Here is a 22255-nt window from a genome sequence, read left to right as displayed (position 1 = left end):
CGCCGCCGCACGGTGCGTCAGACCGCGATGCCCGACGGAGCCTCGGACGGGAGGTCGCTGGCCTTCGCCGTCACCATGAAGACCGCGACGAGCAGGGCCACCACCGCGAGGACGGCGCCCACGATGAAGCCCTGGCCGATGCCGTGCGCCAGGGTCTCGCTGTAGGCGGCGCTGCCCACCGGGAACTCGTGGGTGCGCTGGAACTGCTCGGCCTGCTCAGGGCTCGCGCCCTTGAGGAACCCCGGCACGAGTTCGGTGGCCTTCGACTTGGCGGCCGTGCTGAAGACGGTCGTCAGGATGGAGAGGCCGAGGGCGCCGCCGATCTGCTGGACCGAGTTGAGCAGGCCGGAGGCCGCGCCGGTCTCGTGGTCGGACACGCCGGCCACCGCGATCAGCATGACCGGCACGAAGATCAGGCCCATGCCGAAGCCGAAGATCACCGTCGGGCCGAGGATGCCGTCCACGTAGCCGCTGTCGGCCTTGAGCTGGGTCAGCCAGGTCAGGCCCACGGCCACGAGGGCGGCTCCGCCCGCCATGAACACCTTGGGGCCGAGCTTCGCCTGGAAGACCGAGGCGATCTGCGCGGCCACGATGATCGCGCCGCTGATCGGCAGGAATGCGAATCCGGCCTTCAGCGGGCTGTAGCCGATCACGGTCTGCACGAAGATCGTGATGTAGAAGAAGATGCCGAACATCGCCGCGGCGAGGCAGAGCATCATGATCAGGCCGCCGGTGCGGTTGCGGTTCCGGAAGAGGTGCAGCGGGGTGATGGGCTGCGCCGTCCGCCGCTCGATGACCACGAAGGCGGCGACGAGCACCGCGCCCAGCGCGAACGACCCCAGGGTCAGGCGCTCGGTCCAGCCGTCCGAGGCGGCACGGATGAAGCCGTAGACCAGGGCGACCAGGCCCACCGTCGAGGTGAGCGCGCCCGGCAGGTCGAACCGTCCGGGACGGCGCTCCGACTCCTTGATGTACCGCGGGGCGGCGATCGCGATCAGGACGGCGATCGGCACGTTGACGAAGAACACCCAGCGCCAGTCGAGGTACTGGGTGAGCAGGCCGCCCGCCAGCAGGCCGATCGCGGCGCCGGATCCGGCGACCGCGGAGAAGACGCCGAACGCCCGGTTGCGGTCCGGGCCCTCCTCGAAGTTGCTGGCGATCAGGGCGAACGCCGTCGGCGAACAGATCGCGCCGCCGAGGCCCTGGAGGGCGCGGGCGGCGAGCAGCAGCGTCGAGTCCTGGGCGAACCCGCCCAGCAGCGAGGCGAAGCCGAAGAGCAGGGCGCCCACGATGAAGACCCGGCGCCGGCCGAGGATGTCGCCGAGACGTCCGCCGAGCAGCAGGAGGCCGCCGAAGGTGAGCGTGTAGGCGTTGATCACCCAGGAGAGGGTGGTGTCGGAGAAGCCGAGGTCGCCCTTGATCTGCGGGAGGGCGATGTTCACGATGGTCGCGTCGAGCACCACCATGAGCTGGGAGCCTGCGATGACGGCGAGGGTGATGCCCTTGCTCCGTCCCGGGCCGGCCTTCGGCGGGGAGGGTGTACTGAGTTTGTCGGAGATGGCCACGCGGTGTTCCCCCTGGTTGTTCGCGCACTGTGAGGTGGTGCCGGTGGAGCCCGCGACGTGCGTGGATCCGCGGCCGCGCGACCGATGACGGCGCGCGAACACTGTCGAGGAACGGGCTCGTTCACTATCGTGGGACCATATCGGGTCGGAGATTGTGAACGCAAGCGTTCTTTGAGAGTGGTGGCGATGGATCAGATGGTGCGGCGTCAGGCGTCGGACGGGCCGTCAGGGGCGGTCGCGGCCGGTTGTGCGCCCCCTGTGGCGGGGATGCGCGTCGTGCCGTCCGCGGGCGCCCCCGCGGCCCCCGTCGGCGTCCGTGCCGTGCCGTCCGCCTGCGTGGTGCCCCCCTGTGCCGTGGGCGCTCCCGGCGCTCCGGCCCCGGACCGCGTGGTGCCCGCCCCCGGTGGCGTCGCCCAGTCGCGGCGGCGCGGCCGCGCACTGGAGGCCGCGATCTTCGACGCGACCCTCGAACTCCTCACCTCCGGCGGATTCGCACGCCTGACGATGGAAGGCGTCGCCGGGGCGGCACAGACCGGGAAGGCCGCGCTGTACCGGCGTTGGGCATCGAAGGCCGACCTGGTCGTGCAGGCCCTCGCAGCCACTCTTCCACCCCGCACGGACATCCCCGACCTCGGGTCGGTGCGTGCCGAGTTGATGCAGCTCGTGGCCGGTCTGGGCGCGATCATGAACTCGCGGGCGGGCGCGGCCATCCGCGTCCTGATGGCCGAGCTCGACCACGAACAGGCGTCCTCCTTCAAGGACTTCCTGCTCGGCCGGGTCCTTGAGCCGGCCAACGCGGCGACCCTCGCCATCCTGCGGCGCGGCGAGATCCGCGGGGACGTCCGGCCGGGGGCGGCCACGCAGATCGTCGCCGACGTCGCGCCCGCGATGATGCTCTTCCACGCGAAGGGCTGCGAGAACACGCTCGACGAGGCGTTCGCCACGGAGCTGGTCGACCAGGTCTTGGTCCCCATGGTGCGGGCCTAGCCTCCGCCTCCGCCTCCACCGGCGCGGGCCCCGCTTCCACCGGCGCGGGCCCTCGCCCGGGCCGGTCGGGGCGGTGCCGCCGTGGACGTAGGCTGGTGGTCTCCGGAGCCCGACGAAACGGACCGCCATGCCCTACGACCCCCCGACCCACTCGGTCGAGCGCTCGCTGCGCCGGGCCGGAGCCACCGTGGTGGCCGGCCTGGACGAGGTCGGACGCGGCGCCTGGGCCGGACCGGTCACCGTCGGCGCGGCCGTGACCGGGCTCCGCCGCGCCCCCGAGGGCCTGACCGACTCGAAGCTGCTGACGGTGAAGCGCCGGGAGGCCCTCGCCCCGGTGCTCGCCGACTGGGTCACCGCCTACGCGCTCGGCCACGCGTCCCCGCAGGAGTGCGACGAACTCGGCATGACCGCCGCCCTCCGGCTCGCCGCCGGCCGGGCGCTCGCCGCCCTGCCGGTCCGTCCGGACGCCGTGATCCTCGACGGCAAGCACGACTACCTCGGCGGGCCCTGGCGGGTCCGTACGGTGATCAAGGGCGACCAGTCCTGCGTGTGCGTGTCCGCCGCGTCCGTCCTTGCCAAGGTGCAGCGCGACCGCTACATGGCGGAGCTGGGCGCCGAACACCCGGGCTACGCGTTCGAGGACAACGCCGGCTACCCCTCCCCGGTGCACCGCGCCGCGCTGGAGGAGTTCGGGCCGACCGCCGAGCACCGGCTGTCCTGGGCCTACCTCGACTCGCTTCCGGCGTGGCAGCACCTGAAGCGCGAACGGACTCCCGAACCCGCGGACCAGCAGCTCACCCTCGGTTTCTGACGCGCCGTCGGCCCCGGGTCGCGCACCTCCGCCGACCACGGGCGGTGCTCAACAGGTGGGGCGCCTGTGCGCGGCCGTCCGGCATTTGATAGATATCCGGGTATGCCTGTCTTCCCCGAGGAGCCGGAGATTCGCGAAAGTATCCCGGGCCCCGGCGTTCCCTCCCCCCACACGTCGGACGCACCCAGCCCCCGTACGCCTTCCACCAACCCTGCTGCGTCCGGCGTCGTGCCGGGTCCGCGGCCCGCACCGCCCCGCCCGGCGCCGCCGAGACCCGCCGCGGCGCGGGCGGCCGGCACCGTTCCGGGGCCCCGTCCCGCCTCCGGGTCCGGCTCCGCCGCGCGCCCGAAGTCCCCGACCGTCCGGCTGCTGCCGGCCGCGCCGCAGGACGCACTCGGCTGCGCCGACGACGTCGTCGACGAACTGCTGGAAGCCGGCCGCCGGCCCGGCGACGTGCTCGTGCTGACCGTCGGCGAAGCACACCCCTGGCAGCAGCACGAGCTGTCGTTCGGCGAGGAGCGCTACTGGGCGCAGCTCGCCGAGGCCGCCGACGTGTTCTACGCCGACGCTGCCGCCGTCCGCCAGGTGCGCCGCGAGGTCGTCGTGCTCGTGGTCAACGCGAGCGGTACCAACCGGGCCGGCAGCGCCGCCGTCCGGGCGGCCGAACTCGCGGGTTCCCTGCTCGTCGTCTGCGGTGGTACCGAGGCCGTCGCCGCGCTGTTCCCGGGCGCGGAGCGTCCCGTCCCGGCCTGACCGGGTCCGTCCGTCCCTGTCCTGCTGCGCTGCCCGCCGTGTCGCCGCCCGCCCTCAGCGGGCGGCGGCCCGGCGTATCGCGTCGAGCGGGGTCACCGCCGCCGCGGGGCGGATCCGCTCCGGCTCGCGGGCGCTGCGCGGGGGCAGTTCCGTCACCGTGTGCACCGGCCCGTCCGCCCACGAACCCGAGTGCGGGCTGCGCCCCCGCCAGTCGTGCCCGATCACGTGCCAGCCCGCAGGCGTGAGCGCGATGTACGAGCCGCAGCGCAGACCGTGCAACGCGGCCGCGTCACGTAGCGCCCACATCCAGGCGCCGTCCTGCTCCGTCCACTCCGGGGTGCCTTCGCGGCAGCGCATCAGCACCGCGGTGCGCACGGGTGCGGCGAGCCGGAGGTCGTGCGGGATCACCTGCCGCAGGTGGGAGAGGATCGTGTTGCGGTGGTGCCAGCCGTCCGTGACGTGCTGGCGCGCCGAGAACGAGGCGGAGGCGGCCAGCTGGTGCGCGGCGTCCAGCACCGCGACCACCGTCGTGCCGGGCTGCGGCAGGTGCCGCTGGTGGAGCTCGCGGACGAACTGGCGCGGGGCGCGGAGCATCGGAACGCCGGACTCGGCCCAGGCCTGCAGGGCGATGGTGCGTCTGACGGAAGGATCCCGACCGTGGTCGCTACGGTTGATCACGATCCTCCTTCCGGCCGTCTGCGGGCACACCGGCCCGCGGGTATGCCGAACACCGGGTCGTGCGACCAGGTGTCGGGTACTCTCCGATTCTCCCGTCAGATCAGTGCGAGCGGCAATGACGAGATAACGGCTGCCGCCCGAAAATCGGTGTTCTGCCGGATATATTCCGCGGCCTGCGCTGACCCATTCGGCTGACGGGTGTGCGGCTGCGGGCCGAAGCGCCGGTTTCCTCCCGATGGCCGCCCGGTGAACCGCCCGTGCGCCTACGAGGTCGTTGGCCGGGGCCCTCGTGCCTGCCGCGGCTCGGTGCCCGCGACTGCTTCCGTGCACGCCGGGGGGCCGGGCCGCCCCGGGATCGGAGGCGGCCCCGGAAGGATCGGGCCCGGCGGCGGATTCTGCCCGGGCGGCCACGAGCGGGCGGCCGGGAGCGGGCGGCTCAGGCCTGGACCGCCAGGACCAGCGGGAGCACCGCCGTCGCGCCGGCCTTCCGCAGCAGGCGAGCCGCGACCGTGACCGTCCACCCGGAGTCGACCAGGTCGTCGACCAGCAGCACCGGGCCCGGCGACGCGGCCAGCGCCTCCCGCAGCGGATCCGGCACGGCCAGCGTGCCCGCGAGCGAGTGCAGCCGCTGAGCGCTGTTGCTGCGCGGCCCGTGCGGCGGTCGGCCCGTCGCGTATCCCACCTGCCCCAGCAAGGGCATCCGGCCGATCGCGGCGATCCGCGCGGCCAGGCTCTCCACCAGCGCGGGCCGGGTCGAGGAGGTCATGGCGACCACACCGACCGGCCGGGCCATCTGCGCACCGGCGGAGTCCGGAGGCCCGGCCCAGCCGCCCGGGCCGCGCGCCCAGTCGGCCACCACGCTCACCAGTGCGTCCACCACCTCGGGCGGCACCGGGCCGTTCGGCGCCGCGTCGGCGAGCAGGGCCCGCAGCCGGGTGCCCCAGCCGATGTCGGACAGCCGGCCGAGGGCCCGCCCGGTCTCTGCCTGCTCCCCGGCCGGGATCCGGCCCTTGAGCGGCACGCCGAGCGCCTCCATGCCCGTCGGCCACAGCCGCCGCGGCTCGAACGTCACACCCGGCCGGCCGAGTGCGGCGCGAGCCGCGGCCAGCGCGTCCGGCGACACCCCGGTGCCGTGCCGGACCCCGGCACAGTTGTCGCAGCGCCCGCAGGGCGCCGCCTCGGGGTCGTCCAACTGGCGGCGCAGGAATTCCATCCGGCAACCGTCCGAGGCCGCGTACGCCCGCATGGCCTGCTGCTCGGCCTCACGGGATTCGGCGACCTTCGCGTACCGCGGCCCGTCGTACGCCCACGGCCGGCCCGTCGCCTCCCAGCCGCCCCGCACCCGGCGCACCGCGCCGTCCACGTCCAGCACCTTGAGCATCGTCTCCAGCCGGGCCCGGCGCAGGTCCACCCGGGTCTCCAGCGCGGCGGTCGACAGCGGCCTGCCCGCCTCGGCGAGCGCGTCGATCGTGCGGCGCACCTGCTCCTCCGCGGGGAAGCCCAGCGACGCGAAGTACCGCCAGATCGCCTCGTCCTCCCGGCCGGGCAGCAGCAGCACCTCCGCGCGGTCGACACCGCGGCCGGCCCGGCCGACCTGCTGGTAGTAGGCGATCGGCGAGCCCGGCGACCCGAGGTGCACGACGAAACCGAGGTCGGGCTTGTCGAACCCCATGCCCAGGGCGGAGGTCGCCACCAGCGCCTTCACCCGGTTCGCCAGGAGATCGGCCTCCGCGCTGCGCCGCTCGGCGTCCTCCGTCCGGCCGGAGTACGAGGCCACCGGGTAGCCCCGCGAGCGGAGGAAGGCCGTCACCTCGTCGGCGGCGGCGACGGTCAGCGTGTAGACGATGCCCGAGCCCGGCAGCTCCGCGAGGTGGTCGGCCAGCCAGGCCAGCCGGTGGGCGGGGTCCGGGAGGTCCAGCACCGCGAGGCTGAGGCTCTCGCGTTCCAGCGGCCCGCGCAGGACGAGGGCCTGCCGGTCGGCGTCCGCACCGGCGCCGCCGTCCGCCTCGTCCTCCTGCCGGCCGGGTGCCGGTGCGCCGCCGGTGCCGAGCTGCTCGGCGACGTCGGCGGTGACCCGGGCGTTGGCCGTGGCGGTGGTGGCGAGCACCGGCACACCGGGGGAGAGGTCGGCGAGCATGGTGCGCAGCCGCCGGTAGTCGGGCCGGAAGTCGTGGCCCCAGTCGGAGATGCAGTGCGCCTCGTCGACCACCAGCAGGCCGGTGGAGGCGGCCAGTTTCGGCAGGACCTGGTCGCGGAAGTCCGGGTTGTTCAGCCGTTCGGGGCTGACCAGCAGGATGTCGACGGCCCCTGCCGCCACCTCCGCCTGGATCTCGTCCCACTCCTGCGGGTTGGCGGAGTTGATCGTCCGCGCGTGGATGCCGGCCCGGGCGGCGGAGTCGACCTGGTTGCGCATGAGCGCGAGCAGCGGCGAGACGATCACCGTGGGGCCGGCGCCCGAGGAGCGCAGCAGCGCCGTGGCGATGAAGTAGACGGCCGACTTGCCCCAGCCCGTGCGCTGCACCACCAGGGCCCTGCGGTGGTCGACGACCAGGGCCTCGATCGCACGCCACTGGTCCTCGCGCAGGACGGCGGCCGGACCGGCCAGCTCGCGCAGCACCGCCTCCGCCCGTTCCCGCACGGCGGAGCGGTCGCCGGGCGCGGCACGGTCCCCGTCCGGGGCGGCGGCCGCCGTGTCGTGGCCGGTCGTGTCGTGGTGCGAAGGGTCGGGGCGGGGGGTGCGCTCGTCCATGCCCCATGCATACCGCGCGGCACCGACAGGGGGCGAATGCGGCGGCGCGGCGCGGAACGGCCCGCCGCGTGCCGGGGAGCGAGCGATCGTCAGAAGGAGGTCCGGGCAGACCCCTTGTCCCCCGAACGAGGGACCAAATGCTGACCCCCGGGGTTTATCCACAGGGCGGATCCCGGGTCCCGGGAGGCGCGGCACGCTTCAGGGCATGACCAACGACGAACACCGCACCCCTTCCGGCGGCGTGTCCGCCACCACGGCCGGCGTCCTTCCGATGCAGATGCGGGGCCCGGCCGACATGGCCGAGATGCTGCCCTACCTGCTCGGGTTCTTCCCCGACGACAGCATCGTCGCCGTCGGGCTCCAGGGCCCGGCCCTCCAGCAGGGCGGCGTGATCCGCCTGGACATCCCCGACGACCCCGAGCAGTGGCAGCGGGTCGCCCGGGAGGTGGCCGCGCTCCTCCTCGAACTCTCCGAGAAACGGGACCGCCGCCCCGAACAGGTCCTGCTGTACCTCGTCCGGGATCCCGTGGACGCGGCCGCCGGCACGACGCCGCCCGACGGCGGGCCCGAGACCGTCCGTCCGCTCGCCGACCACCTCGCCACGGCCTTCCGTGAGGCCGGCGTGCTGGTCAAGGAGTCGCTCTGCGTCTCCGGCGGCCGCTGGTGGTCCTTCCTCTGCCGGCAGTCGGGCTGCTGCGACCCCGGCGGCACCCCGATCCGGCCCGCCCACCTGCCGAGCGCCATCGCGGCTGCAGCGACCTTCGCCGGGCTCGCCCCGCGGGGCAGCCGCCGGGCCATCGTCGCGGGGCTCGCCCCGGTCGGCCCACCGACGGCGGACCTCCAGCGGCAGGAGATCGAGCTCGCCGGTCCGGGGTTCATCCGGGAGCTCGCGGCCGGGCGGCTCGCCGCGGTCCGCCGGACGGGCCTGCTGCTCGCCGAGGCCATGGCCGAGTTCAGGGCGGGCGCGCGCGAGATCGACGCCGAGCGCAGTGCCAGGCTCCTGCTCGGGCTCCAGGACAAGCTCGGCCGCGACCGCGGAGCCGAGTACGCGGAACCGCACGAGCTCGCCACGGCCCAGCGGCTGTGGCGCCACCTCGTCCGGCGATGCGTCGACCCGTTCGAACACCTGGCCGCGCCGCCGCTCACCCTGCTCGCCTGGACGGCCTGGCTGGCCGGTGACACTGCCACCGCGCGGATCATGCTGTCCCAGGCACTCGAAGTGGACGCCGGCTACACGCTGGCCCAACTGCTCTACGAATCGATCAATGCCGGGCTCGACCCGGAACGGCTGCGGGACAACGTCCGGGAGCAGCGGGCCGACCGCGCGCGCGAGGACCCGCCGGACGGTGGTGAAGCCGCCGGCCCCGACGCTCCGCCCGCCCCTGCTTCGGCTCCCGCGCCGTCGACCCACGGCTCGGCGACCGGGCGACCCGGTAGCGGCGTTGGAGACGAGTCGGACGTGGACTCGGCCGGCCCGATGCGGACGGCCCGTCCCGCGACCCGGACGGTCGAACCGGGCGGGCCCGCAGGGCCGGAGCCGGTCCAGCAACCGGAGGCTCCGGGGGAGTCCCGGGAGTCCCGGGAGGCCCAGGAGTTCCCGGAGTCCGCGGAGCACGGGAGACGGGAGGACCAGGGTGAACCGGGAACCTCGGGCCTGCCGGGCGGGGTGGGTCGCTGCCGACCGCCCGCCCGGGCGGGGAGGCCCGGCCTCGGGCGGCTGCGGCTGCGATCCCGCTCCCGGTCGTCCCGCGACCGGACACCGTCGGTGCGGCCCGGGCCGTACGGCACCGATCGCACCGGCACGGTCTGACGGCTCCGTGCCCTGCGGCCCGTCCGCAGGGCACGGCCGGGCCGCTGCCCTAGACCTCGCCGTGCGCCATGCGGATCAGGCGGTCGAGCACCGCCCGCCCGCTCACCCGCAGGCCGTCGTGCTCCCACTCGTTGGTGATCCAGTACCGCAGATTGCCGACCGCCTGCGCGGTCTCCAGCGAGTGGCCGGTGTCCACGTACATGTCGTCGTGGTAGACGGCGGCGAACACGGGCACCTCGTTCGCCGCGAGGCGCTCGGGGGAGTAGAGGTCGGGCCAGTCACGCCGCTGGGCGAGGAGCTGAGCCGTCTCGCGCAGCGGTACGAGCGCCGGATCGGCGTCGAACATCCACGGGTAGATCATCTCCCCCGTGAACAGCACCGGGGCCTCCGAGCGGAGCGCCTGCTCGGCGTCGAACGCGGGGAACTCCTTCCGCACCCGCTCGGCGGCCCACTCGGTGCCCGCCCGGTCCACGGAGAGCTGCCCGTAGATCGACTCGTGCAGGACGGCGTAGAGCGGGTTCCCGGCGAAGGACAGCTGCGCCTGCGCCCCGGCGAGGAAGGTGTCGGACAGTTCGGCGCCGTCCACTCCTTCGACCCAGGCCTCCTCCAGGAGGTAGTGCAGGGTGTCCGAGCCGGACCCGCCGCCGAGCAGCAGCCCGATCGCCTGGAAGGCCTCGACCGTCAGCCGGCCGCCGTCCGGCAGCTCGGCCGGGCGCCCCGCCAGGTGCGCCGCGATCCGGCGGACCGCCGCTACGTCCTGCGGATAGCGGGCGTAGTGCGCCGCGTTCTTCCGGGCCACCCGCGGGTACGCGGCGCGGTAGACGTCGTCTGCCGACACCCGCAGCCCGGCGAGGCCGCCGGTGACGAACGCCTCCCGGACACCCTCGGGCGCCAGCGAGAGGTAGGTCAGCGTGCAGAAGCCCCCGAAGCTCTGGCCGAGGAGGCTCCACTGCCCGTCCTCGCCGAGGAGGAGGCGGCGAACGAGTTCGGCGTCCCGGACGATCGAGTCGGCCCGGAAGTGGGCGAGGTAGTCGGCCTGTTCGGCGGCGCCTCCGCGTCGTGCGAGCGTCTGCCGGTTCGCCGGGGTGGACCGTCCGGTCCCGCGTTGGTCGAGCAGCAGGACCCGGTAGTCGTCGAGCGCGCGGGAGAGCCAGTTGTCCCGGCCCAGGGGGCGTCCGGCCTTCCCGCCCGGCCCACCCTGCAGATAGAGCATCCAGGGCAGGTTCTCGTGCTCCCGGCCGGGGGCCACGACCTCGCGGGCGTAGACCTCGATCCGCTCACCCTCGGGACGCCGATGATCGAGTGGCACCCGGAAGACGTGGTCGGTGGTGACGATCCCCGGCAGCCGGCTGGCGGTGGACATGCAACTCCTTGGTGCGTACTGGTCACAGGTGCGGTGCGGCGGTCGACAGGCTGTGGTTCCCGGTGCGTGTGCCGCCGCTCCCGCACCGTATCCTGGCCGCGGACAGGAGCCGGTGGAGGACAGCCACGGAAGTGGCAGCCCCGCAACCGGCCCACGGGCCGGGCAGCGTCGGTGGGGGCGGCGGCGTACCGGCCGGACGGTCGCAACGACACGGTGCGCCATCGCCGCCGCGCGTGTCGGCGTGACCTGTGAGGCGTGCAGGACGTTCACCCAACGGGGCCACGGGTGGCAGCATCCGCCCGGCAGCCCTGCACGGCCGACCCGAACGCGGCGCCGACGCGCACAGCGCCCGATGTCGTACGGCTCCGCCCGACCGGCGCGATGTCCGGACGACCGAGGCCGGTACGCCGCCCGGGCCGCCCGGTCCTGCTCCCACTCGATCGACCCTGCCCACGGCAGCGCAGTACAGACCGCGAACGAGCACGCTCGCGGTCGACCGGCCCCGCAGCAGCCGGCCGACCGAAGGGAGGAGAGTCCGGTGACCGTCACCAGGCCACCACAGCCGGGCACACCGGCGTCGTCGGCGACCACACCGACGTCTGCGCCGGGGGTGTATCCGGCGATGCCACCCCTTCCGCCGACCACGGCGCCTGCCCCGGCGACGCCACCGCAGCCCCAGCGGCCGCCGGCCCCCGCCACCGGGCCCGCCGGCCCGCCGCCGACGACCCCGACGAGACCGCCCGCCCCGCCCCAGCCGGCCTCGCCCCCGCCGGGCCGCGGGCCGGTGCAGGCCTCCCATCCGGCGCAGTCCCCGATGTCCCGGACCCCGGCACCGCACTCCCCGGCACCCCCGCCGGCGTACCCCGCGTCGGTCGCGGCTCCGGGGTACCCGGCTCCCGCCGGGCAACCCCGATCGCCCGCCGCACCGCGCCCGCAGGCGGTCAGCGCCCACGACGCGCTGCTCTGTGTGGACGCACCCGCGATGGCGGCGTCCGGGATGGACGGCCAACTGCGCGGCCAAGGGCTGCAGGGCTTCTACCGGGCCGGCATTCGCACCCTGGCACGCATGGAGGTCCGCCTCGGCGGCATCGAGCCGATGCCGCTGCAGGGTGCGCTCACCTCCGCCGCCGAGGCGCGGTTCGTGGGCAGCATCCGGGTCCCCGGCGATCCCGACCCCGATCCCGCACTCACGGTGGAGCGCCTCCGCCACGCCGACGGCTCGGAGACGGTCACCGTCCGCAACGCCGGAGGCCGCCCGGCCAGGCTCCCGCTGGAGATCACCTTCGGCACCGACCTCGGGCTGCTCGCCGACATCGCCGCCGGACAGCGCGCCGCCGACCTGCCGAGCCAGGTCCAGTCGGCCGGTCTGCGCTGGGCGGCCGGCGGGCGCAGCGCCACCGTCTCCGCCCGCCCCACGCCGCACGCCGTCCTGGCCGGCGCGGGCGTGCTGCGCTGGGACCTCGAACTGCAGCCCGGGGCCCGCTGGTCGGTCGAACTGCACACGGCGCTGGAGAGCGCCCCGGTCGGCACCCGGCCGCCCACCGGCCGCGGCCAGGGCGTCCCCCTGCCCTGGACCGAGCCCGAGGTCCGGTGCGACGACTCCCGGGCCGAACGCCTCGTCCCGCGCTCCCTCGACGCCCTCGCCGCCCTGCTGCTCGCCGACGCGGACCGCCCGACCGACCTGTACGCGGCGTCCGGTGCCCCCTGGCGCTTCGGTCTGACAGCGGCGGACGCCCTGTGGGCGGCGCGCTGGACGCTGCCGTTCGGCACCCGCATGGCAGCCGGCACCCTGCGGGCCATGGCACGCCGTCAGCAGTCCGCCGCCGCTCCAGGTGCGGTCGGCACGGCCGGTACGGCCCCGCGCCAGGAGGGCGTGATCCCCGGTCCGATCCGGCACGGCGGTCCCGAACTCCCCCCTACGTGCACGGCCACCGAGGCCACCCTGCTCTTCGTCACGGTGCTGGCCGAGGCGTGGCGCTGGGGCCTGGGCCGTCCCGAGGTGATAGAGCTCCTCCCGGCGGTCGAACGGGCCCTGGCGGCGATGCGCGCCGCGGTCGGCGACGGGTCCGACGGCCCGGAGGGCTTCGTCCTCGACCTCGGCCGGTCACCCGAGGAGCGGGCGAGCCGTCCCGCGGCCGCCCGCTGCGAGGTCCAGGCCCAGGCGTACCGGGCGGCGATGCACGGGGCCGAGCTGCTCGCGGCCTTCGCCCGGCCGGGGGCCGCGGAGTGGCGCAGCTGGGCCGCCGCGCTGCGCGAGCGGTTCAGGGAGCAGTTCTGGATCGACGACCTGTCGGGAGGCCGTCCTGCCGCAGCGCTGCTCACCGGCGGGCGGTCGGTGCCGGCGGTGGCCTCGTCGTTCGTCCACCTGCTCGACGTCGGGCTGTCCCGGGAAGGCCAACTCCTTGAGGGTCTGCTCGACCGCGAGCAGACCCGGATTCTCGCGCAGCGACTCGTGGCCCCCGAGCTCGACTGCGGCTGGGGCCTCCGGACCCTGAGCGCGAAGTCTCCGAGGTTCAACCCGCTCGGGCACCGCAGCGGGGCGGTCCGGGTGCACGAGACGGCCCTCGCGGTCGCCGGTCTCGCCGACGCCGGTTTCGAGCGGGAGGCGGGCGTGCTCCTGGAAGGACTCCTCGGCGCCGCCGAACACTTCGACGGGCGGCTGCCCGAGATGTACGCCGGGGAGCAGCGGGTGGCGGGCTGCCCGCCGGTGCCGCACCCCGCGGCCTGCCGTCCGGCGGCGCTCTCCGCGGCCGCCGGGGTGCACGCGGTGCTGGCACTGGCCGGCATACGGCCCGACGTCCCCGGCGGCCGGGTGGTCGTGCGGCCGGCCAGTACGACCCCGTTGGGCGAGCTGGAACTGACGGGCCTCCGGGTGGCGGGCGAGCCGTTCTCCGTCCGGGTCAGCCGGATCGGTGTCGCCGTGGTGGAGGAGGCTCCTCCGCAGCTGCAGCTCGGCGCGGGCTGAGGCTGTCCGTCGAGGCGCCCGCCCGCACCGGCCGGGCGCCTCGGCCGGGGAGCGGGGCGCGCCCGCAGTACGGCCCGCGGTACGGCCCGCAGTACGGCCGCGGCCCGGCCCGCCGTTCCGCTGCCTGCGACGTGCAGGTCGGCCGTGGCGGCTGACCTGCGGGCGGGTGAGGCTCGGCCGGGGCGCGGGCGGCTTGCCGGAGTCTGTGATTATCGTCAGAGAGACGACTATGATCGTCGCCATGTCGCGCTATGACCCGTCGGCCTTTCCCCCGTTCGCCGTCACCGTCGACCTGGTGGTGCTGACGGTGCGGGAGCACGAGCTGTGCGCGCTCCTGGTCCGTCGGGGTGAGCCGCCGTTCCAGGGCTACTGGGCGCTCCCGGGCGGTTTCGTCCGCCCCGACGAGGGGCTCGCCGAGGCGGCGTCCCGCGAGCTGGCGGAGGAGACCGGGCTGCGTGCGCACTCCACCGGCCAGTCGGCCGCCGGTGTGCACCTGGAGCAGCTCGCCACGTACGGGCATCCGCAGCGCGACCCCCGGATGCGGGTGGTCAGCGTCGCCCATCTCGTGCTCGCCCCCGACCTGCCGACCCCGCGTCCCGGCGGCGACGCGAGCAGTGCGCGGTGGGCCCCCGTCCGGGAGCTGATCGAGGACGGCCCCGCCGACGGGGTGCCGCTGGCGTTCGACCACGGCCGGATCCTCGGGGACGGCGTGGAGCGGGCCCGTTCCAAGATCGAGTACTCCTCGCTGGCCACCGCCTTCTGCCCGCCCGAGTTCACGGTCGGCGAGCTCCGCCGGGTGTACGAGGCGGTGTGGGGCGTCGTCCTGGACCCGCGCAACTTCCACCGGAAGGTCACCGGCACCCCGGGGTTCCTCCTGCCGTCCGGCGGCACCACCACGCGCCAGGGCGGCCGCCCCGCGCAGCTCTTCACGGCCGGCGGTGCGACGGTGCTGAACCCCCCGATGCTCCGCCCGGAGCCCGACCTTCCGGGACGGAGCTGATACCTGCGGGGCCCGGGGCGTGGGCCGCCGGCCCGGGACGCGCGTGACGGGCGGAGGAGCGTGCGGTGCACGGACGCGCGCGGCGGCGCTGCGGACGGGGACCGGCGGATGGTCGCCCGTTCGGGTGTCCGCCGACGGGGTGAGCCCCCGCGGGGCGATCCGTCCCGGGGCGGGAGCCCCGTCAACCGGCGCTCCCGCGGCCTCCGCGCCGCCCGGGGGCGGGCGCCGGGACCGCCGGAGCGGTGCGCGCAAGTCGCCCGCGCCGCAACCGTGATGACGTAGCGTCGACCAGGCGTGGCGATCGGTGAGGGGTCGCCGATCGAAATGGGGCGTTATGCCTGATAAGAAGTCAATGATCCAGCCACGGACGATCACCCTTTCGTGTGCTTTTCAGGAGAATCCTCAAGCCGGGTCCGCGGATCGCCGACAAAGGACGTGTGAGTACCCTTGCGCACCCCGCCATGACCACCGCCCGCTCGGCCGACCCGATCGCCTCCGGCGACCTCGACCGATTTCCCTACGCCGAACGGCCCATCCCCCCTGCCCCCCGATGGGAGGGCTCCGAGTCGGACTTCGGCCGGCCCAGCCGCAAGACCACCAGCAGCCGCGGCCGCGGCCTGCACGGGCAGCTCGTGCAGCAACTCGGCCAGATGATCGTCTCCGGCGACCTCGGCGCCGACCGCCCGCTCGTGCCGGAGGAGATCGGCCAGCGCTTCGAGGTCTCGCGCACCGTCGTCCGCGAGTCGCTGCGCGTGCTGGAGGCGAAGGGCCTGGTCAGCGCCCGGCCGAACGTCGGCACCCGGGTCCGCCCGGTCGCCGACTGGAACCTCCTCGACCCCGACATCATCGAGTGGCGCGCCTTCGGCCCGCAGCGCGACGAGCAGCGCCGCGAACTCTTCGAGCTGCGCTGGGCGATCGAACCGCTCGCCGCGCGGCTCGCCGCCGGCCACGGCCGCGAGGACGTCCAGCACCGCCTCGTCGAGCTGACCGGGATCATGGGCCACGCCTCCGCCCAGGGCGACATGGTCGGCTACGGCCGCGCCGACGCCGAGCTGCACGGCCTCATGCTGCAGATGGCCGGGAACCGCATGCTGGAGCACCTCTCCAGCATCGTCTCCTGCGCCCTGCAGGTGTCCGGCGGCCCGGGCGCGACCTGCGAGCGCCCCTCGGACTCCGCGATCAGCCTGCACGTCCGCCTCGTGGACGCGCTCGGCACCGGGGACGGCACCGCCGCCGACGCCGCCGTCCGTGCGCTGCTCACCGTGCACCCCGACGTCGAGCCCTCCGTGCCCGCCCCCCGCGAGCACTGAGTCCGCGCGCACCGGGATCGTTCACTGAGACCGTCGTCACGCCCGCCCCGCCGCCACATCGTGCCGCTGCACCCCCTCCCACCTGCACCTGAGCCGAGACGGCCGGGCAGGAGGAGGGCGCCGGCACCGGGCGGCGGAGGCACCGGGCGGAGGCACGGACGAGGGTGTGACCGGCGCCACGAACGGCATGCGTAACACTTGAGGGGTGGCAGCGATGTGTACGGAGCGGAAGCAGCTCCGGAATACCACCACCATGTCAGAATGCTGTGTTGGTCTGCGGCGCTGCTGCCGTCCCGCAAACCCGGTCCTCGTCCTCGAACCCGAGCCGTTCGGAGCCGACCTCGCACGTGAGTGTGCGTGATCGTCTCCCGTCCGCTCGGGTGGTCGGGTCAGGGTTCGAGTCCACTCATCGTCCGAGAGGTTGTTCGTGTCGGCCAGCACATCCCGTTCGCTCCCCCCCGAGATCGCCGAGTCCGCAGCTCTGCTCGCGCTCATCGAGCGGGGCAAGGCCCAGGGGCAGATTGCCGGTGACGACGTGCGTCAGGCCTTCGAGGCGGACCAGATCCCGGTCACCAAGTGGAAGAACGTCATGCGCAGCCTCAACCAGGTGCTGATTGAGGAAGGAGTTGACCTCATGGTCAGCGCGGCCGAACCGGCCGGCTCCAAGCGCAAGAGCGTTGCCGCCAAGAGCACTGCCAAGCGCACTGCCACCAAGACGGTCACCACTCGGACCCCGGCCGCCCCGACCAAGCCCCCGGTGCGGATCGCCCCGGGTGCGATCCCGGCTGCCGCTCCCACTCCTGCCGTCGTGGCGGTCTCCGCCGAGATCACCGTCGTCGAGACGGCCACGATCGAGACCGTCGAAGGCAAGCCGGTGGCCCGCAAGGCCGTCGCCACCGCCAAGAAGGCCGTGGCCAAGAAGGCGGCCGCGCCCGCCAAGAAGACCGCCGCCAAGAAGACCGCCGCCGGCAAGGCCGGCAAGGAGGACCTCGGCGAGGAGCTGGAGGAGGTCGCCCTCCCCGGCGACAAGCCCGCCGCCGCCGAGGGCGATGCCCCGGAGGAGGAGTCGGAGGGCTTCGTCCTCTCCGACGACGACGAGGACGACGCGCCGGCCCAGCAGGTCGCGGTCGCCGGTGCCACCGCCGACCCGGTCAAGGACTACCTCAAGCAGATCGGCAAGGTCCCGCTGCTCAACGCCGAGCAGGAGGTCGAGCTCGCCAAGCGTATCGAGGCCGGACTGTTCGCCGAGGACAAGCTGTCGGCCGCCGACAAGCTCGCTCCCAAGCTCAAGCGCGAGCTGGAGATCATCGCCGAGGACGGCCGCCGCGCCAAGAACCACCTGCTGGAGGCCAACCTCCGCCTGGTGGTCTCGCTGGCCAAGCGCTACACCGGCCGCGGCATGCTCTTCCTGGACCTCATCCAGGAGGGCAACCTCGGTCTGATCCGTGCGGTCGAGAAGTTCGACTACACCAAGGGCTACAAGTTCTCGACCTACGCGACGTGGTGGATCCGCCAGGCCATCACCCGCGCGATGGCCGACCAGGCGCGCACCATCCGTATCCCGGTGCACATGGTCGAGGTCATCAACAAGCTGGCCCGTGTCCAGCGGCAGATGCTCCAGGACCTGGGCCGCGAGCCCACCCCGGAGGAGCTGGCCAAGGAACTCGACATGACCCCCGAGAAGGTCATCGAGGTCCAGAAGTACGGCCGCGAGCCCATCTCGCTGCACACCCCGCTCGGCGAGGACGGCGACAGCGAGTTCGGTGACCTGATCGAGGACTCCGAGGCGGTCGTCCCGGCCGACGCGGTCTCCTTCACCCTGCTGCAGGAACAGCTGCACTCGGTGCTCGACACCCTGTCCGAGCGTGAGGCCGGCGTCGTCTCGATGCGCTTCGGTCTCACCGACGGCCAGCCGAAGACGCTCGATGAGATCGGCAAGGTCTACGGCGTCACGCGTGAGCGCATCCGCCAGATCGAGTCGAAGACCATGTCCAAGCTGCGCCACCCGTCGCGTTCGCAGGTCCTGCGCGACTACCTGGACTGATCCGCAGGCCGCCGGCACCGCCGGCGACCTGCCGAAAGGGCCCGGAGCTTCCCGCTCCGGGCCCTTTCGCGTCGTTCCCGCAGGCGGCCGGGTGGGTCGGCGGCCTGGCGCCGCATCCCTCGTACGGGTGGACGCGGCCCGGGTTGCGCACACCTGCAGTGACGGCTTGACTACGCTGTGGCGGTTGTCTGTCGTCGAGCCACGCTTGGAGACCCGGTGTTCTCCCTGGATGCCTCCGCCCTCCCGCTCCGCACCCCCGATCCCGGTGCGCGCGCCCGGCCCGTCGGCGGGGCCGGGCGCCGTCCCGGCCGCCCCCGTCACCGCCGGGTGGTGACCCTGGCCCTGCTCGCCGTGCTGCCGGCCTCGGCGGCGCTCGGTGCGGCCGGCCCCGCCGAGGCGCAGCGGCGGATCGTCGGCGGCACCGCGGTCGCCGACGCCGACCACGGATGGATGGTCGCCCTCGCCAGCCGCCAGCAGTTCGGGAGTGCCCGGTCCGGGCAGTTCTGCGGCGGGGTGCTGGTGTCGCCGACGAAGGTGGTCACGGCCGCGCACTGCTTCTACGACGAGCGCACCGGTCGCCGGGTGGACCGCCCGGGGCTGCAGGCCGTGGTCGGCCGTGACGATCTGCGCACGCGTGACGGGCGGGAGGTGGCGGTGCGCAGCGTGTGGATCCATCCCGACTACGACTTCGGACACAACCTGCGGGATGTGGCGGTGCTCACACTGGCGGAGCCGCAGGCGCACCGCCCGGTGATCGGGCTGGTGGGCCAGGGCGAGTCCGAGCCCTACGCGGCGGGGACGGGCGCACTGGTGTACGGCTGGGGTGACACCCGGGGCAACGGGAGCTACTCCCCGGCGCTGCGCGAGGTGGAGGTGCCGGTCGTCGCCGACGAGGCGTGTGCACGCGCCTACCCTGCGGGAGGCGACAGTCCGTACGACGCCCGCGTGATGGTGTGCGCCGGCGCCGAGAGCGGCGGCCGGGACGCGTGCCAGGGCGACAGCGGTGGCCCGCTTGTCGTCGGAGGGCGCCTGGCCGGCCTGGTCTCCTGGGGGACGGGCTGCGCGGAGGCGGCCCACCCCGGGGTGTACACGCGGATCGCCGCCGTGAGCGACGATGTGCGCTCCGTGTTCTGACGGTCACCGTCCGACGTGGTGTCAGAACGTGTCCGCAGCCTCACGGATGGCGAGCGTCCCGGTACGGCAGAGGCCGGGCAGCAGGTCTGTCGATCTGCTGCCCGGCCTCACGGCCTGGGCCGGAACGGCTCGTCGTGCGAGGGCTGGGGTCAGCGCTCGTCGGGTTCGGCCGTGGCGGGCGTCGTGGTCAGGCGACCCGTCTCGTCCTGTATCTCCACGGCAATCTTCTTGAGCTCGGGCTCGAACTTCCGCCCGTGGTGGGCGCAGAACAGAAGTTCACCGCCGCTGGTGAGGACGATGCGCAGGTAGGCCTGGGCTCCGCAACGGTCGCAGCGGTCAGCCGCGGTGAGCGGGCTCGCAGGGGTCAGAACAGTAGTCACGTCGCCTCTTCTCTAGCTCGACGAGCTTTCGTACCAGGGTCAACATCCAACCAGGACGATTTCGTTCCCGCTCGTGGCTTTTCTTCTCTGAGGATTCTGCTGTGTTGATGAGGAGGTGCCCCGGGGACCGGCGGTTCATGCGTACCGATTCCCGTGACGGATCACAGCCCTCGAACGCCCGATCGAAGCGATGTCCGAGGTCCGCGTAGCATAATCCTCTGCTGGGTTGGAGCATAAGCCCCGTCCCGAGCACCGGTAGCCTGCATCGCAGCAGCTCCGCCGCCTGAGCCCGGTGCCACGGTCCGCCAGGAACCGTGGTGGCAGGTGGAAATGGCGCCCCGGCGTCCGGCGGCGAGGCCATGGTCGTGTTCGCGCAGCGCGTACAGGCTGCGATGGCCGTCACGACCCCGCGTCTCGCCCAGTGAGAGCGCGCCGGGGGCAACGGGCGGTCCGAGCAGACGAGTCAGAGAACTTCATTGAGGAGTGCAACGCCGCATGAGTGCCGAATCAGTGCCGTCCGCCGTGCTGGCGAAAGACGACGGTTCCAACTACACCGCTCGGCACCTCCTCGTCCTGGAGGGCCTGGAGGCCGTCCGCAAGCGCCCCGGCATGTACATCGGGTCGACGGACAGCCGCGGCCTGATGCACTGCCTGTGGGAGATCATCGACAACTCGGTCGACGAGGCCCTCGGCAACTACTGCGACCGGATCGAGGTCTTCCTCCGCGAGGACGGCTCGGTCGAGGTCCGCGACAACGGCCGCGGCATCCCGGTCGACGTGGAGCCCAAGACGGGCCTGTCGGGCGTCGAGGTCGTCATGACCAAGCTGCACGCCGGCGGCAAGTTCGGCGGTGGCTCCTACGCCGCCTCCGGCGGTCTGCACGGTGTCGGCGCCTCCGTCGTCAACGCGCTCTCCGCGCGCCTGGACGTCGAGGTCGACCGCAGCGGCCACACCCACGCCATCAGCTTCCGCCGGGGTACCCCCGGCATCTTCACCGAGCTCAGCCCCGACGCGCCGTTCGAGGCGGGCAGCGGCATGACCCGGAAGGGCAAGGCGCCGCGCGGCCGCACCGGCACCCGCATCCGCTACTGGGCCGACCGGCAGATCTTCCTCAAGGACGCCAAGCTCTCGCTGGAGAGCCTGCACGCCCGCGCCCGGCAGACCGCCTTCCTCGTGCCAGGCCTCACCATCGTCGTCCGTGACGAGCGCCTGACGGAGAGCGACGGAGTCGACGAGAAGACCTTCCGCTTCGACGGGGGCATCGCCGAGTTCTGCGACTTCCTCGCCCCGGACAAGCCGATCTGCGACGTCGTCCGGCTGCACGGCGACGGCACCTTCAAGGAGACCGTCCCCGTCCTCGACGAGCTCGGGCACATGACCCCGACCGAGGTCACCCGCGACCTCGGCGTGGACATCGCCCTGCGCTGGGGCGCCGGCTACGACACCACGCTGCGCTCCTTCGTCAACATCATCGCCACCCCCAAGGGCGGTACCCACGTCTCCGGCTTCGAGCGCTCGCTCGCCAAGACCGTCAACGAGGCGCTGCGCAGCGCGAAGCTCCTGCGCGTCGCCGAGGACGACATCACCAAGGACGACGCCCTGGAGGGCCTCACCGCCGTCGTCACGGTACGCCTGGCCGAGCCGCAGTTCGAAGGGCAGACCAAGGAGGTGCTCGGCACCTCCGCGGCCAACCGGATCGTCGCCGGCGTCGTCGCCAAGGAGCTGAAGGCGTTCCTCACGTCCGCGAAGAAGGACGAGAAGGTGCAGGCCAGGTCCGTCCTGGAGAAGGTCGTCGCGGCCGCCCGCACCCGGGTCGCCGCGCGCCAGCACAAGGAGGCGCAGCGCCGGAAGACGGCGCTGGAGACCTCCTCGCTGCCCGCGAAGCTCGCCGACTGCCGCAGCGACGACGTCGAGCGCAGCGAGCTCTTCATCGTCGAGGGTGACTCCGCGCTCGGCACCGCCAAGCTCGCCCGCAACTCGGAGTTCCAGGCGCTGCTGCCGATCCGCGGCAAGATCCTCAACGTGCAGAAGGCCTCGGTGGCCGACATGCTCAAGAACGCCGAGTGCGCCTCGATCATCCAGGTGATAGGGGCCGGCTCCGGACGCACCTTCGACATCGACCAGGCCCGCTACGGCCGCGTCATCTTCATGGCCGACGCCGACGTCGACGGGTCGCACATCCGCTGCCTGCTGCTGACCCTCTTCCAGCGCTACATGCGCCCGATGGTCGAGCAGGGGCGGGTGTTCGCCGCCGTGCCCCCGCTGCACCGCCTCGAACTCACCAACCCCAAGCGCGGCCAGGACAAGTACCACTACACCTACTCCGACGGCGAACTCCGCCGCACGGTGCTGGAGTTCCAGTCGAAGGGGCAGCGCTGGAAGGAGCCGATCCAGCGGTACAAGGGCCTCGGTGAGATGGACGCCGACCAGCTGGCCGAGACCACGATGGACCCGCGCCACCGCATCCTGCGCCGGATCAACCTCGGTGACCTGGACGCCGCCGAGCGCACGTTCGACCTGCTGATGGGCAACGACGTGGCCCCCCGCAAGGAGTTCATCGTGGACTCCGCCGCCACGCTGGACCGTTCGCGCATCGACGCCTGAGCGCCGTCCGTTCCCGCGCCCTCCGCCTCGCGGGCGGAGGGCGCAGGCGGCGGAGGGCGCCGGCGCGTGACGGGGCGGCGTCGCGGGGCCGGCCGCCGGCGG

The 22255-nt window shown here is 73.7% G+C and carries 15 protein-coding genes; 10 read left to right on the top strand and 5 right to left on the bottom strand.

Annotated elements, in window-relative coordinates:
- Positions 1 to 17: 17 nt before the first annotated feature.
- A complete protein-coding gene (locus OG335_RS13395) occupies positions 18 to 1565 on the bottom strand; it encodes an MFS transporter (protein ID WP_405011329.1) in 1548 nt (515 codons plus the stop codon).
- A 390-nt stretch (positions 1566 to 1955) separates the two neighbouring features.
- Here OG335_RS13395 and OG335_RS13390 point away from each other — a divergent pair, with 390 nt between their 5' ends.
- The 3 genes from OG335_RS13390 (at position 1956) to OG335_RS13380 (ending at position 4116) form a co-directional block, all read left to right on the top strand.
- Entirely contained in the window at positions 1956 to 2552 is a 597-nt protein-coding gene (locus OG335_RS13390; RefSeq protein ID WP_405011328.1) for a TetR/AcrR family transcriptional regulator, read from the top strand.
- A 127-nt stretch (positions 2553 to 2679) separates the two neighbouring features.
- Positions 2680 to 3363, top strand: a complete 684-nt coding sequence (locus tag OG335_RS13385; RefSeq protein WP_405011327.1) for a ribonuclease HII — start codon at positions 2680 to 2682, stop codon at positions 3361 to 3363.
- A gap of 228 nt (positions 3364 to 3591) precedes the next feature.
- Positions 3592 to 4116 carry a hypothetical protein gene (locus tag OG335_RS13380; RefSeq protein WP_405011326.1) on the top strand — a complete coding sequence of 175 codons (525 nt, stop codon included), beginning with the start codon at positions 3592 to 3594 and terminating at the stop codon, positions 4114 to 4116.
- Between the two features lie 54 nt (positions 4117 to 4170).
- On the opposite strand, the gene OG335_RS13375 is transcribed toward OG335_RS13380, so the two are convergent.
- Both OG335_RS13375 and OG335_RS13370 read right to left on the bottom strand, forming a co-directional pair.
- Positions 4171 to 4794 carry a hypothetical protein gene (locus OG335_RS13375; protein WP_405011325.1) on the bottom strand — a complete coding sequence of 208 codons (624 nt, stop codon included), beginning with the start codon at positions 4792 to 4794 and terminating at the stop codon, positions 4171 to 4173.
- Positions 4795 to 5230: 436 nt separating this feature from the next.
- Entirely contained in the window at positions 5231 to 7543 is a 2313-nt protein-coding gene (locus OG335_RS13370; protein WP_405011324.1) for a DEAD/DEAH box helicase, read from the bottom strand.
- A 205-nt stretch (positions 7544 to 7748) separates the two neighbouring features.
- Between OG335_RS13370 and OG335_RS13365 the strand changes: the two genes are divergently transcribed.
- Entirely contained in the window at positions 7749 to 9353 is a 1605-nt protein-coding gene (locus OG335_RS13365) for a DUF4192 family protein (protein WP_405011323.1), read from the top strand.
- 49 nt (positions 9354 to 9402) lie between these two features.
- Here the strand turns inward: OG335_RS13365 and OG335_RS13360 are convergent, their stop codons facing one another.
- On the bottom strand, positions 9403 to 10716 hold the full coding sequence (locus OG335_RS13360) for an alpha/beta fold hydrolase (RefSeq protein WP_405011322.1): 1314 nt from the start codon (positions 10714 to 10716) through the stop codon (positions 9403 to 9405).
- Between the two features lie 814 nt (positions 10717 to 11530).
- Between OG335_RS13360 and OG335_RS13355 the strand changes: the two genes are divergently transcribed.
- The 5 genes from OG335_RS13355 to OG335_RS13335 all read left to right on the top strand — a co-directional run bounded on the left by OG335_RS13355 (position 11531) and on the right by OG335_RS13335 (position 19169).
- Complete coding sequence (locus OG335_RS13355; RefSeq protein WP_405011321.1) at positions 11531 to 13681, top strand: glycogen debranching N-terminal domain-containing protein; 2151 nt, start codon at positions 11531 to 11533, stop codon at positions 13679 to 13681.
- 241 nt (positions 13682 to 13922) lie between these two features.
- On the top strand, positions 13923 to 14681 hold the full coding sequence (locus OG335_RS13350) for an NUDIX domain-containing protein (protein ID WP_405011320.1): 759 nt from the start codon (positions 13923 to 13925) through the stop codon (positions 14679 to 14681).
- A gap of 437 nt (positions 14682 to 15118) precedes the next feature.
- The gene (locus OG335_RS13345; RefSeq protein ID WP_405011319.1) at positions 15119 to 15991 is read left to right on the top strand and encodes a FadR/GntR family transcriptional regulator; all 873 of its coding nucleotides are present in this window, start codon (positions 15119 to 15121) and stop codon (positions 15989 to 15991) included.
- Positions 15992 to 16412: 421 nt separating this feature from the next.
- On the top strand, positions 16413 to 18035 hold the full coding sequence (locus tag OG335_RS13340) for an RNA polymerase sigma factor (protein WP_405011318.1): 1623 nt from the start codon (positions 16413 to 16415) through the stop codon (positions 18033 to 18035).
- Positions 18036 to 18251: 216 nt separating this feature from the next.
- The gene (locus OG335_RS13335; RefSeq protein ID WP_405011317.1) at positions 18252 to 19169 is read left to right on the top strand and encodes a S1 family peptidase; all 918 of its coding nucleotides are present in this window, start codon (positions 18252 to 18254) and stop codon (positions 19167 to 19169) included.
- Positions 19170 to 19318: 149 nt separating this feature from the next.
- Here OG335_RS13335 and OG335_RS13330 read toward each other — a convergent pair whose 3' ends face one another.
- Positions 19319 to 19549: a hypothetical protein gene (locus OG335_RS13330; protein WP_405011316.1), complete on the bottom strand. Its 231-nt coding sequence runs from the start codon at positions 19547 to 19549 to the stop codon at positions 19319 to 19321.
- Between the two features lie 495 nt (positions 19550 to 20044).
- Between OG335_RS13330 and OG335_RS13325 the strand changes: the two genes are divergently transcribed.
- Positions 20045 to 22153 (top strand): type IIA DNA topoisomerase subunit B, encoded by a 2109-nt coding sequence (locus OG335_RS13325; protein ID WP_405011315.1) that lies wholly within the window; start codon positions 20045 to 20047, stop codon positions 22151 to 22153.
- Positions 22154 to 22255: the final 102 nt, after the last annotated feature.

This window comes from Kitasatospora sp. NBC_01539 (assembly GCF_045040525.1).
In the GTDB taxonomy this organism is placed as follows: domain Bacteria; phylum Actinomycetota; class Actinomycetes; order Streptomycetales; family Streptomycetaceae; genus Kitasatospora.
The sequence above is the reverse complement of the archived record's forward strand: the minus strand, read 5'-3'. Positions and strand labels throughout refer to the sequence as shown.

Bases quoted from the DNA above. Each gene is read 5' to 3' on its own strand.
- OG335_RS13385 (WP_405011327.1), top strand. From the start codon at position 2,680: ATGCCCTACGACCCCCCGACCCACTCGGTCGAGCGCTCGCTGCGCCGG.
- OG335_RS13370 (WP_405011324.1), bottom strand. From the start codon at position 7,543: ATGGACGAGCGCACCCCCCGCCCCGACCCTTCGCACCACGACACGACC.
- OG335_RS13365 (WP_405011323.1), top strand. From the start codon at position 7,749: ATGACCAACGACGAACACCGCACCCCTTCCGGCGGCGTGTCCGCCACC.
- OG335_RS13360 (WP_405011322.1), bottom strand. From the start codon at position 10,716: ATGTCCACCGCCAGCCGGCTGCCGGGGATCGTCACCACCGACCACGTC.
- OG335_RS13355 (WP_405011321.1), top strand. From the start codon at position 11,531: ATGTCCCGGACCCCGGCACCGCACTCCCCGGCACCCCCGCCGGCGTAC.
- OG335_RS13350 (WP_405011320.1), top strand. From the start codon at position 13,923: ATGTCGCGCTATGACCCGTCGGCCTTTCCCCCGTTCGCCGTCACCGTC.
- OG335_RS13325 (WP_405011315.1), top strand. From the start codon at position 20,045: ATGAGTGCCGAATCAGTGCCGTCCGCCGTGCTGGCGAAAGACGACGGT.